Source organism: Streptomyces sp. NPDC002499 (assembly GCF_053595415.1).
Genome location: NZ_JBSFXO010000002.1, coordinates 376,905 through 388,469, shown reverse-complemented (window position 1 = coordinate 388,469; position 11,565 = coordinate 376,905). Strand labels below are relative to the sequence as shown.

At 70.6% G+C, this 11,565-nt stretch carries 10 protein-coding genes; 8 read left to right on the top strand and 2 right to left on the bottom strand.

The window, feature by feature from the left end; genetic code table 11:
* Positions 1 to 23 precede the first annotated feature (23 nt).
* On the bottom strand, positions 24 to 725 hold the full coding sequence (locus tag ACWD5F_RS06380) for a TetR/AcrR family transcriptional regulator (protein WP_451251642.1): 702 nt from the start codon (positions 723 to 725) through the stop codon (positions 24 to 26).
* A 101-nt stretch (positions 726 to 826) separates the two neighbouring features.
* Here ACWD5F_RS06380 and ACWD5F_RS06375 point away from each other — a divergent pair, with 101 nt between their 5' ends.
* The 3 genes from ACWD5F_RS06375 to ACWD5F_RS06365 all read left to right on the top strand — a co-directional run bounded on the left by ACWD5F_RS06375 (position 827) and on the right by ACWD5F_RS06365 (position 4,399).
* On the top strand, positions 827 to 1,384 hold the full coding sequence (locus tag ACWD5F_RS06375) for a hypothetical protein (RefSeq protein WP_451251640.1): 558 nt from the start codon (positions 827 to 829) through the stop codon (positions 1,382 to 1,384).
* A gap of 97 nt (positions 1,385 to 1,481) precedes the next feature.
* On the top strand, positions 1,482 to 3,089 hold the full coding sequence (locus ACWD5F_RS06370; RefSeq protein ID WP_451251639.1) for a GH39 family glycosyl hydrolase: 1,608 nt from the start codon (positions 1,482 to 1,484) through the stop codon (positions 3,087 to 3,089).
* Between the two features lie 158 nt (positions 3,090 to 3,247).
* On the top strand, positions 3,248 to 4,399 hold the full coding sequence (locus tag ACWD5F_RS06365) for an ROK family transcriptional regulator (protein ID WP_401715534.1): 1,152 nt from the start codon (positions 3,248 to 3,250) through the stop codon (positions 4,397 to 4,399).
* Positions 4,400 to 4,447: 48 nt separating this feature from the next.
* On the opposite strand, the gene ACWD5F_RS06360 is transcribed toward ACWD5F_RS06365, so the two are convergent.
* Entirely contained in the window at positions 4,448 to 5,707 is a 1,260-nt protein-coding gene (locus ACWD5F_RS06360) for an enolase C-terminal domain-like protein (protein ID WP_451251637.1), read from the bottom strand.
* A gap of 297 nt (positions 5,708 to 6,004) precedes the next feature.
* Between ACWD5F_RS06360 and ACWD5F_RS06355 the strand changes: the two genes are divergently transcribed.
* From ACWD5F_RS06355 to ACWD5F_RS06335, 5 genes are read left to right on the top strand one after another with little or no spacing between them, the layout of a single operon-like run.
* A complete protein-coding gene (locus ACWD5F_RS06355) occupies positions 6,005 to 7,381 on the top strand; it encodes an ABC transporter substrate-binding protein (protein WP_451251635.1) in 1,377 nt (458 codons plus the stop codon).
* A gap of 2 nt (positions 7,382 to 7,383) precedes the next feature.
* Positions 7,384 to 8,382: a carbohydrate ABC transporter permease gene (locus ACWD5F_RS06350; RefSeq protein WP_451251633.1), complete on the top strand. Its 999-nt coding sequence runs from the start codon at positions 7,384 to 7,386 to the stop codon at positions 8,380 to 8,382.
* Complete coding sequence (locus ACWD5F_RS06345) at positions 8,379 to 9,269, top strand: carbohydrate ABC transporter permease (RefSeq protein ID WP_451251632.1); 891 nt, start codon at positions 8,379 to 8,381, stop codon at positions 9,267 to 9,269. The genes ACWD5F_RS06350 and ACWD5F_RS06345 overlap by 4 nt, the downstream gene beginning before the upstream one ends.
* Positions 9,266 to 10,210 carry an NAD-dependent epimerase/dehydratase family protein gene (locus ACWD5F_RS06340; protein WP_451251630.1) on the top strand — a complete coding sequence of 315 codons (945 nt, stop codon included), beginning with the start codon at positions 9,266 to 9,268 and terminating at the stop codon, positions 10,208 to 10,210. Before ACWD5F_RS06345 ends, ACWD5F_RS06340 begins: the two co-directional genes overlap by 4 nt.
* A 58-nt stretch (positions 10,211 to 10,268) precedes the next feature.
* Positions 10,269 to 11,525 (top strand): glycoside hydrolase family 71/99-like protein, encoded by a 1,257-nt coding sequence (locus ACWD5F_RS06335; protein WP_451251628.1) that lies wholly within the window; start codon positions 10,269 to 10,271, stop codon positions 11,523 to 11,525.
* Positions 11,526 to 11,565 lie beyond the last annotated feature (40 nt).

The following is an 11,565-nucleotide window of genomic DNA, read 5'->3' as shown; positions in this document are numbered from 1 at the left end:
GGTCGAGCGAGCTCCGGGCGAGGTCACGCGGTGGGCGGCGAGCACTCGATGTCCACCACCGTCGTGGCGGCCGAGGACGCCTCGCCGGGAGCGGCGGAGGCAGCGGACTCGTCGAGCCCACGGGCGGCATGGATCCGTACGAGCCCGTCGATGCCGCGCAGCAGTGTCTCGCCGGCCAGGACGGGGTCGCCGAGGTAGCCGCCGCTCATCGCGCCGTCGCGGACCATGACGAAGTGCCGCCCCGCGTGCTCGGACTCGGCGACCGTGATCTCCGCGAACAGCCCGGTGATCGTCTGTAGGAACCATGCGCGGTGTTGTACGACGGCACGGTGGACCGGGTGCTCGGGATCGGGGAACTCCGTGGCCGCGTTGAGGAAGGCGCAGCCGCGGTAGCCGGGCGACCGGATCTGCTCGACCAGGGACGCGCCGATGCCCCGCAGGATGCCGTCGGGCGGCGCGTCCGTGGCCGTCAGGGAGTCGATCTGGGTGCGGATCGCCTGGTCGACGCTCGCGATGTAGGCGACGGCGAGGTCTTCCTTACTGCGGAAGTGGCGATAGAAGGTGGCATTGGTGACCTTCGACTCGGCGACCAGGCGGTCGACGCCCACCGTGTGGATGCCCTCCGCGTAGAAGAGCTGCCCGGCGGTCCTCAGGAGCCGCTCCCGGGCCTCGGAGACTCTCCTGCCGGTGCCTGTGGCGCCTTCTGTCTGTGTCATGTCACCCATCTTAGCGGGTAGAACGCTCTCTCTTGTTTTGCAGGGGAGCGTGTGTCAGGCTGCGAGGTAGAGAGACCGTTCTCTCTTCCATCTACTCGCTGGAGAACCCCATGGCATCCGCCACCTCCGCCGCGCACGTCGGCGCCACGCCCGCGCTGCGCCGGCTGTACGTCATCCGCTTCGTCTTCGCCGCCGCGTGGGCGGTGCTCCTGCTGCTGTCCGGCTCGGACCTCACCGTCGCGGCCAGGGTGCTGCTGTTCATCTACCCGGCCTTCGATGTGGCCGCGGCCGTCGTCGACGCCAGGTCGGCGCGCACCGACGGGCCGGTGAAGGGTCTGTACGTCAACATCGCCGTCAGTTCGCTGGCCGCCGTCGGTGTCGCGGTCGCCGGCGCCTCGGGCGTCGCCGACGTGCTGCGCGTCTGGGGTGCGTGGGCGGTCGTGTCGGGGCTGGTCCAGCTCCTCGTGGGCGTGGCCCGCAGGCCGATGGGTGGCCAGTGGGCCATGATCGCCAGCGGCGGCATCTCGGTGCTGGCCGGCGCGAGCTTCATCCGGGGCGCCTCGCAGGACGACCCCTCGCTGTCCGCCCTCGCCGGATACGCCACCCTCGGAGGGATCTTCTTCCTCGTCTCGGCGTTCCGCCTGACCCGCTCCACCCGCAAGGGCTGACCGGGTCACTCGTACTCCCGGTGCCGCTTTCCGCAGGAGGTGCCCTGCTAAGCTCCTCTCAATCAAATCGATTTATTATCGCGATGCGGGAGGGCCTGTGCCAGAACGCCCGAGCGGGGAAACACCCATCCACATCGACGCCGACGCGGCAGCGGAGGGCGAGCCGCTCGCCCCCTTCTGGCGCAGGGTGGTCGGCGCCGGACGCGCCAACGAGGGACTGCGCGCGGACTGGCAGCGCCAACTCGTCGCGGCCCGGCGCGACTGCGGGTTCGAGTACATCCGCTTCCACGGCCTCTTCCACGACGACATGTTCGTCTACACGGAGCGTGCGGACGGCACGCCGGTCCACAACTTCCAGTACGTCGACGCGCTGTTCGACTTCCTGCTGGACACCGGCGTGCGCCCGTTCGTCGAGTTCGGCTTCAGTCCACGTGCCCTGGCCCGCGAGACCGACACCGTCTTCTGGTGGGGAGCCCACGGCTCACCCCCCGTCGACCTGGACAAGTGGGCCGGTCTGATCGACGCCACCGTCCGCCACTGGGTGGGGCGTTACGGCATCGAGGAAGTCCGCCGCTGGTACTTCGAGGTGTGGAACGAGGCGAACCTCCACGGCTTCTTCCGCGGTACGCGCGCGGAGTACTTCGAGCTCTACAAGGTCACCGCGCGTGCCGTGAAGGCCGTCGACGCGCAGCTGCGCGTGGGCGGCCCCGCCACCTCCAACTTCGTTCCCGACGGCCGTTTCTCGGGCGAGGAGGAGAACGTGGACCTGCGGATCGTCGCGGGCCGCGACGACATCGACGAGCTGGAGTGGCGGCCGGTGTGGGTGGAGGAATTCCTCGCCTTCTGCGCGGTCGAGGAACTGCCCGTCGACTTCGTCTCGACCCACCCCTACCCGACCGACTGGGCGTTGGACGAGCACGGCCAGGGGGAGAAGCTCACCCGCGGCAAGAACGCCACGCCCACCGATCTGCGGCTGCTGCGCGACCTGGTCGCCAAGAGCCCCTTCCCCGAGGCGGAGATCCACCTCACGGAGTGGTCGTCCTCGTCCTCGCCCCGGGACCACACGCACGACACCGTGCCCGCGGCCACCTACGTCGTCCGGTCCGTGCTGCACTCCGTCGGGACCGTCGACTCCCTTGCCTACTGGACCTTCACCGACGTCTTCGAGGAGGGCGGCGCGGGGGACGAACTGTTCCACGGCGGATTCGGCATGCTCACCCTGCCCGGGATCCCCAAGCCGACCTACCACGCCTACCGCATGCTGGGCGCGCTCGGCGACCGGCTTCTCGACCTCGGTGAGGACCACGTCGTCACCAGGGACAGCGGCGCGGGCCGGATCGTCGTACTGATCCACCACTACCCGCAGGAAGAGCCGAAGTCGGTCCCGGCCTCCTTCGACGACCGGACGCTCGCCGAGGCCACGCAGGCCAAGGGGCGTCCGCGCCCTCTCCGGGTGCGCCTGACCGGACTGCCGCCCGGGGCCTGCTTCGAGGTGGAGAGCCTCGAACCGGGGCACGGAGACGCCCTGGGTGCCTGGCGCGATCTCGGTTCGCCCGCGGCGCCCACCCGCGAGCAGCTCGCCCACCTGGACCGGCGCGCGCACGCGACCCGCCTGGAGGCCGTGTGCGCCGACACGGAGGGCGTGGTGGACTACGGAGCGCAGGTGCGGCCCTGGTCCGTCATCATGGTCCGGCAGGTGTCGTGATGGCCGCCCGTCGAGCGGGTGTGCGGGGGAGCGCGAGGCTTGAACGGCCGTCGGGTGCCGTGTGCCGCTGTGCGGCGGGCGCGCACCGTCGTGAGGGGGACAGGTAAGACGTGAGCGCGAGAAACACGGCGATCCGGCGGGGCACGAACCTGCCGCGCATGGGTGACTTCAACGAGTCGGTCATCCTGGACGCCATCCGCCGCCATCCCGAGGGGCTCAGCCGCGTCGAACTCGCCCAGTCGACCGGCCTGTCCGCGCAGACGGTGTCCAACATCTGCCGCCGGCTGATCGACCAGGGCCTGGCCGAGGAGTCCGGCAAGCAATGGAGCGGCGGTGGCGGCAAGCCGCGTACCCTCCTGCGGGTCGTACCCGGAGCCTGCTACGCGCTCGGTGTCCACCTCGATCCGGCCGTCATCACCTACGTCCTGCTCGACCTGCTGGGCACGGTGGTGGCCCAGCACGGCGAGCCCACGCCCCTCGGTGTCGACACCGACCAGGTCATGACCGAGATGGCCCGGTCGGTGACGGCGCTCGCGGAGGGTTCGGGCGTCGACCGCGACCGGATCCTGGGGCTCGGCATCGCCGCTCCCGGCCCGCTCGACGCGCAGCACGGGTACGTCGTCGATCCGCCCGAACTGCCGGACTGGGGCAGCGTTCCGCTGCGCGAGCGGCTCGCCGCCGAGACCGGGTTCCCCACGCTGCTGGACAAGGACGTGATCGCCGCCGCGGTGGCCGAGCGGTGGGTCGGCGCGGCCAGCCAGACCCGCGACTTCCTGTTCTTCTACCTGGGCACCGGCTCCGGCATGGGCCTGGTGGTGGAGGACTCGGTGCTGCGCGGGGTGTCCGGCAACGCGGGCGAGGTCGGCGGCCTCGGTGCCGCCTGTTCCACCAAGGCCCTGGTGGACGAGGCCATCAAGGAGGGCGCGCTGGGGCACGAGTTCACCCCGATCGGCCCCCAGGACGCCCGCCGCAGCCTCGACGAGCTGGCCCGGCGGGCGAGAGCGGGGGAGGAGCCGGCCGCGAGCGTCGTCCGGCGCTGGGCGATCCGTATCGGGCGGGGCGTGTGCGCCGCCGCGACCCTCGTGGACAGCGACACGATCGTCTTCGGCGGGCCGCTGTGGCCGCAGATGTCCGGGCCGTTCCTGGAGGTCATCGAGCCGATGGTCGCCTCGTCGCCGTTCGTGAAGGCCGTGCACCCGACCGTCGTGACCACCACGACGATCGGTGAGCACGTGGCCGCCGTCGGGGCGGCCTGTCTCGTCCTCGACCAGAGCCTCTCCGCCCAGCCGAAAAGCCTGCTCCTGCGCTGACCCGCCGGGAGCCGGGGACGGTCGCTACGGCCCTCGGCGGACGGCGGGTCAGGGGCGATGGGCGCTGCCGTCGGTGGCGCGCAGCAAGGCCCAACGGTCGTGCTGGAGCGGTGCGGTGACGGGGTGGCGGGCAGCCGCGGTCTCGTCGAAGTCCACGCCGAGCCCGGGCGCGGTCCAGGCGTGCAGGGCGCCTCCCTGGGGTACCGGAGCGCCCGGGAAGACCTCGCGGGTGGCCTCGGTGAAGGTGGCCGCCTCCTGCACGCCGAACGCGGGAGAGCTGAGGTCGAGCGCCAGGTTGGCGGCCATGCCGACGGGGCTGACGTCACCGGGGCCGTGCGGGGCCGTACGCACCCCGAACAGCTCGCAGGCGGCGACCAGTTTGCGGGTGGGGGTCAGGCCGCCCAGGGTGGGGATCCTGATCCGGGCGAAGTCGATGAGGCGTTCGGTCAGCAGTGGCAGGTACGCCTGCGGCTCGCTGTAGAGCTCGCCGACCGCCAGCGGCACGGTGCCGGCCGCACGCAACTGCGCGAAGTGCGCCGCGTCCTCCGGGGCGAGCGCGTCCTCCAGGAGGAACAGCTGCGCATCCTCGACGGCGCGGACCAACTCCCGTGCCTGCGAAGGCGTAAGACGCTCGTGGGCGTCGTGGAGCAGTTCCACACCGCTGCCCACCCGCTCCCGTATCTCCCGCAGTACGGGCGGGACTTGCCGCAAGTAGCTCAGCGAATCCCAGCTACCCGAACGCAGTTCACGCCGGCGCGCCTCGGTTGGCTCGGCGGGCGCGGTGCCGTAGGTGTCGGTGCCGGGCACCGCGACCTGCACGCGTACGTGCCGCCAGCCCTCCTCCGTCGCGGCCAGGACCCGGTCGGCGATCTCGCCCGCCTCCTGTCCGTCCACGTGCGTGTAGGCGTCGGCGGCGTCCCGGACCCGCCCGCCGAGCAGGGAGTACAGGGGCAGTCCCGCCGTCTTGCCCTTGATGTCCCACAGGGCGACGTCGATGCCGGCCAGGGCGTTGTGGGCGATCGAACCGCCGCGCCAGTAGCCGCTGTTGAGCAGCAGTCGGTGCAGGTCCTCGATGTCGGCCGGATCGCGGCCCAGCAGCAGGGGGCCCAGATAGTCGTCGACCACGGCGCGGATCGCCGTGGTGCGCTGCGGATCGCTCGCGCAGCCCAGCCCGTACAGACCCGGCTGGTTGGTCTCCACCCGGACGATCACGTACGGGCAGCCCTGCGGGGCGCAGGTGAAGGTGCGTACGGCGGTGACGCGGACCCCGTCCGCCGCGCCGGCGGACCACGGAGCCGGAGCCAGCACGGGTCGCGGTGCGGTCGGAGCGGGCACGGGGCGCGGTGCGGGGGAAGCCGGAGAAGGAGACACGAGCGAAGTCCTGTTCAGTCGTGACGGCCGCGGCGGCCGGGGACCGGGCGCGGATTCTCGGGTTGTGACAAGCGTTGACACCGTACATCAACTCGATTTAGATACCCGTGGCTGAGCCGCCCCGCCCCTTTGTGCGCAGAGGGCCCAGGCAGAGGGCCCAGCACACTCCGGCACGTCAGCGGGCAGCGATTCGCCAGCGCGGACCGCGAGCCCCCTCGAGAAAGGGCCGCTTGCGTGAGTCACAGCCCTCCGTTCCGGCGCGACCGCCGCCGTCTCCTCGCCCTCGCGCCGGCCCTCGCCCTGGCCGCCGCGGGCTGCGGGCGCGGCCAGGGAGCCGGTGACGGCAACACCTTGACGATGTGGACGTTCAAGCAGTCCCACGTCAAGGCACTCCAGAACGCCGCCACCCGTTTCACCGCCGCCACCGGCACCAAGGTCAGCGTGCAGGCCATCACCCCCGACGACGCGTTCCTGACCAAGGTGCAGGCCGCGGCGCGGACCAACGACCTGCCCGACGTCATGGAGGTCCACGCCAACGGCGACGACCTCTCCTTCGGCGGCGCGGGACTGCTGGAGGACCTTCAGGACACGGTCGACGACACCTGGCTGGCCCGCTATCTGCCGCAGGTGCGGACAGACGGCACCGTCACGAAGCAGCAGTACGAGAACTCCCTCGTGGAAGGCGCCAAGACCATGGGCGTCAAGGAGGGCCAGCGCTTCAGCGTGCCGCTGACCGTCGGCACCTTCGGCATCGTCTACGCCGACCGCGCCCGCCTGTCCGCCGCCGGTGTCACCGAACCGCCCACCACCTGGGAGGAGTTCATGGACGCGCTGGCCGCCGTGCACCGCACGGACCCGGGCACCGGCGGCATCACCATCGGCGTCAAACAGCCCTCCACCGCACTGGAATGGCTGATGCAGCCGATGGCGTACGGGATGCTCGGCAAGCAGCGCTTCGAGGCGCTCTTCGGGCGCGACGCGGCCAAGGGGTTCACCTCCGCGGACGGACAACGCGTCCTGGAGACCTACGGGCAGATCACGCCGTACTGGATGCCGGGCACCGCGGCCAAGGCCATCGACGAGGCCGACCTCTCCTTCGCCCAGCAGAAGTCGTCGTTCCTTGTGGGCGGCACCTTCACACTCGCCTTCCTCGCGGAGAACGGCCGTGACACCAAAGGCATCATGACCTTCCCGGTGCCCTCGCCCCGGCGGGCCGTGATCCCCGGTCTCCAGCTCGCGCCGTTCGCCCTGACCGGCCTGTCGGTCACCCGCACCTCCCCGCGCAAGCGACAGGCCCTGGAGTGGCTGAGCTTCCTCTCCCAGCCCGATACCGCAGCCGCCTTCGGTCGTACCGCGCTCGACGTGCCGCCCAACACACTCACCGGCGCCGACCGCACCGCCCTCGGCCCGTTGCTGACCGGCATGCTCGACACCTTCGGTACCGGCGACGACGCGTACAACGCCGGCTACACCGCCTATCGGCCGAGCCTGTACGACGCGGGCAAAGTCGGCGCGGTCCTGGCCGAGTTCACCCCGCTGAAGGAGGCGAACGCCCGGCAGACCGGCAACCGCATGGGCTCCATGATCAAGTCGAACTGGGCGGAGCAGTAGCCATGACCCTCGACCTCCCGGCCTCCACGACCGGAGACCTGCCCGGCCCGACCCCCGCCCGCACGCGCCGCTTCACCACCCGGGCCGAAGGACCCCGCAGTTCGGCCCGCCTGCGCGAGACGGCCTGGGGCTACGCCTTCATCGCCCCGGCCCTGGTGCTCTTCGGCGTCATGGGCGTCTACACGATCGTCTACGGCTTCTCGCTCAGCTTCGCCCAGTGGAACGGCTTCTGGCCGCACTGGCGCTGGGTGGGCCTGAAGAACTACACCGACCTGCTCGGCAACAGCCCGACCTACGCGCCCATCGTCAGGACCGCGGCCGTCAACACCCTGTACGTGATGATCGCCGTACCCGTCCTGACCGTCCTCGTCAGCTACCCGCTGGCTCTGGTCCTCAACTCGGTGCGGCGCCTGCAGGGCATCCTGCGCTCCATCTACTTCCTGCCCTACGTCACCAGCGGCATCGCCGTGTACTTCGCCTGGCAGTACATCCTCCAGCCGGACGGCGCGGTCAACCTGCTGCTGAAGTCGGTGGGCATGGGCTCGCTGTCCCAGCCGCAGGGCTGGCTCGGCAACCCCGACACGGCCCTGCCCACCCTCATCGTCGTCATGGTGTGGTCCGCCGTACCCGTCGCCACCCTCCTCTATCTCACAGGCCTCCAGTCCCTGGACGGTTCGCTCCTGGAGGCCGCCGCCCTCGACGGAGCCGGAGCACTGCGCGTGGCCACGCACGTCGTCTGGCCGTTGATGCGCCCCATCACCCTCGTGATCACTCTGCTCAACCTGCGCGACGCGCTCCAGGGCTTCCAGCTTTTCCTGATCATGACCAACGGCGGACCCGGCAACGCCACGGACGTCCTCGGCCTGGAGACCTACCGACTCGCCTTCCTGTCCGAACTGTCGCCCACCCTGGGGCTGGCCAGCGCCCTGGGCTGGCTGCTGTTCGTCGCCGCCCTCGTCGTCGCCTTCATCAACCAGCGGGCCCTGCGGAGGCTGGGATGACCCTCACTCTGACCCCACGACCGGCCACCGCCCCCACGACTCGGGCACCCCGACGCGGAAAGCCGGCCGGCGCCCTGGCCGCGCGTACCGTCGTGGTCCTGGTCCTCGCCGCCTACGCCGCGATCAGCCTCTACCCGTTCCTGTGGATGGTGTCGGCCGCGTTCAAGACCAACGCCGAGGTCGTCTCCGGCGGCCACCTCATCCCGCACCACCCCACCGGCCGGACGCTCGCCGACACCTGGAACAAGCTCGACTTCTTCCACTACTTCACCAACAGCGTCAAGGTCACGGTGCTGACCACGGTCCTGGTCGTGGTGGTGTACGCGGCCGCCTCCTATGCCTTCGCCGTGCTGCGCTTCCCCGGAAAGCGCCTGTTCTACCGGCTGTTCCTGGCTCTGCTGTTCGTGCCCGGAGTCGTCACCCTGCTGCCGATCGTGCTGCTGGAGAGCAAGCTCGACATCCTCGGCACGCACTGGGGCCTGGTCCTGCCGTTCGTGAACGGCAGCGCGCCCCTGGCCGTGCTGATGCTGACCAACGCCTTCACCACCGTCCCCACCGAACTGCGCGAGGCCGCCCGTATCGACGGAGCGGGCGAACTGCGCATCTTCGCCCGCGTCTACCTCCCGCTGGCCCGCCCCGCCCTGATCACCATCGCCCTGCTGACGGCGATCCCGACCTGGAACGAGTACCAGCTCACGCGGATCTCGCTGAACGACCCGCACACCTACACCCTCCCGATCGCCCTCCAGGCCATGCAGTCGGAGAACGTCGTGCAGTACAACTCCCTGATGGCCGCCGCCCTGATCATGGTGGTCCCGGTGATCGCCATCTTCCTGTGCGCCCAGCGCTACTTCGTGAACGGACTGATGGGAGCGGTCAAGGGATGACCTCGCAGAACAGGACCGCCGGCGACATTCCCCGCACCGCACTCGTCACCGGCGCCGCGGGCGCACTGGGCACCGCGGTCACCGCCCATCTCGCCGCCCGCGGCTGGACCGTGGTCGGGACCGACGCCCGCCCGGTCGAGTACACCGAACACCTCGCGGCCACCACGAAGGGCGACCTGAGCGACCCGGCAGCCGTCGAGGCCGCCTTCGACGCGACCGTCGAACTCATCGAGCCCGGCGGCCGGTTGGACGTCGTCCACCTGGCCGCCATCCCCGCACCGGGCATCGTCGACGAGTACGAGACGCTCCGTATCAACACCATGAGCGCCTACACGGTCTTCCAGGAAGCCGGCCGGCGCGGGGCCCACCGGATCGTGGGCGCCTCCAGTGCGGCCGCGGTCGGCCTGGCCTGGGCCGAGCGAGACCAGGCCCCCCGCTATCTGCCGATCGACGAGAGCCACCCCGACCTGACCATCGACTCCTACGGTCTGTCGAAACAACTCAGCGAACAGGCCGCCGCGTTCACCACTCGCCGCTGGGGGACCACCACGGTCATGCTCCGGTTCCCGTTCGTCGGCGAGGGCCCGCGCCTCGATGCACGGCTCGCGGAAGTCGCCGACGACCCCGCCGCCAACCGCCGCGAACTGTGGGCCTGGCTGCACACCAAGGACGCCGCAGAGGCGGTACGGGCAGCCCTCGCGGCGCCATTGACCGGCCACCATGTCGTGAACGCCGCCGCCCCGGACACCTCCGCCCGCCTCCCCACAGGCGAACTGCTCCTGGCCCACTACCCCGACACCGCGATCCTGGCCGGCATCGGCCGCCACGGCTCCCTCTTCGACAGCACGCGCGCGCAACGGCTGTTGGGCTTCACACCTCGCCATGGCTGGCGAACTCCGGTGCGCAGCGCACCGGGTGCGCCGGGCGGCGGGCAACCCTGACCCACGTACATCTGCCACCGGCCTCACTCCCCCCACCGCACCGAGAGGACCCCCACCCATGGCCATCACCCGCCGTCAGGCACTCGCCCTGGCCGCAGGAACCGTCTCAACCGCCGCCCTGTCGACGGCCGTTGCCCGAGCCGCCACCCGGACCACACCGCAGACCGACGCCAGCCCGGTCGGCGACGTGGTCGGCAAGGTCACCGTCGGCTACCAGGGCTGGTTCGCCTGCACCGGCGACAGTGCCCCCATCAACGGTTGGTGGCACTGGAGCCCCGACATGTCCAAAGCTCCCGCCCCCGGCGCCAACAGCGCCAAGTCCTGGCCGGACGTACGCGACTACACCGCCACGTACCGAACCGACATGCCGAACCTGAACGGCGGTTCCCCTGCCACCCTCTTCTCCTCCTGGGACCAGCAGACCGTCGACACCCACTTCCGCTGGATGCGGGAGAACGCCATCGACACGGCGGCGCTCCAGCGCTTCAACCCGTTCGGCTCCGAAGGCCCCACCCGCGACGCCATGGCGCAGAAGGTCCGCTCCGCCGCCGAGGCCAACGGCCGGAAGTTCTACATCATGTACGACGTCACCAACTGGACCACGATGGCGAGCCAGATCAAGGAGGACTGGACGAGCAAGATGTCCGCGCACACCCGGTCCTCCGCCTACGCCCGGCAGAACGGCAAGCCCGTGGTGTGCGTCTGGGGCTTCGGCTTCAGCGACGACGCCCGCCCGTTCGGCGCCGCCGAGTGCCTCGACGTCGTCAACTGGCTCAAGGACCAGGGCTGTTACGTCATCGGAGGCGTCCCCACCCACTGGCGCACCGGCACGGAGGACTCACGGCCCGGCTTCTCCGACGTCTACCACGCCTTCCACATGCTGTCCCCGTGGATGGTCGGCCGCATCGGCACCGCTGCCGACTCCGACAACTTCTACCAGAACGTCAACCAGCCCGACCTCGCCGACTGCACCGCCCACGGCATCGACTACCAGCCCTGCGTCCTCCCCGGCGACCTTCAGGACCGCCAGCGCGCCCACGGCGACTTCATGTGGCGGCAGTTCTACAACATGATCCGCCTCGGCGCGCAGGGCGTCTACATCTCCATGTTCGACGAGTTCAACGAGGCCAACCAGATCGCCAAGACCGCCGAAACCGCGGCCGACGTGCCCGCCGGGTCGGGCATCTATGCCCTCGACGAGGACGGCACGTCCTGCTCCGCGGACTACTACCTCCGCCTGACCGGCGACGGCGGACGGATGCTCAAGGGGGAGATCGGCCTGACCTCTCAACGCCCGACCCCCGTACGGGTCTGAGCGCGCAGAGGTGTGGCGCGGGGAGACCGGCACAGCCTGA

Excerpts from the sequence above, each read along its gene's own strand:
- ACWD5F_RS06380 (WP_451251642.1), bottom strand. The coding sequence starts at position 725 with ATGGGTGACATGACACAGACAGAAGGCGCCACAGGCACCGGCAGGAGA.
- ACWD5F_RS06375 (WP_451251640.1), top strand. The coding sequence starts at position 827 with ATGGCATCCGCCACCTCCGCCGCGCACGTCGGCGCCACGCCCGCGCTG.
- ACWD5F_RS06365 (WP_401715534.1), top strand. The coding sequence starts at position 3,248 with ATGGGTGACTTCAACGAGTCGGTCATCCTGGACGCCATCCGCCGCCAT.
- ACWD5F_RS06350 (WP_451251633.1), top strand. The coding sequence starts at position 7,384 with ATGACCCTCGACCTCCCGGCCTCCACGACCGGAGACCTGCCCGGCCCG.
- ACWD5F_RS06345 (WP_451251632.1), top strand. The coding sequence starts at position 8,379 with ATGACCCTCACTCTGACCCCACGACCGGCCACCGCCCCCACGACTCGG.
- ACWD5F_RS06340 (WP_451251630.1), top strand. The coding sequence starts at position 9,266 with ATGACCTCGCAGAACAGGACCGCCGGCGACATTCCCCGCACCGCACTC.
- ACWD5F_RS06335 (WP_451251628.1), top strand. The coding sequence starts at position 10,269 with ATGGCCATCACCCGCCGTCAGGCACTCGCCCTGGCCGCAGGAACCGTC.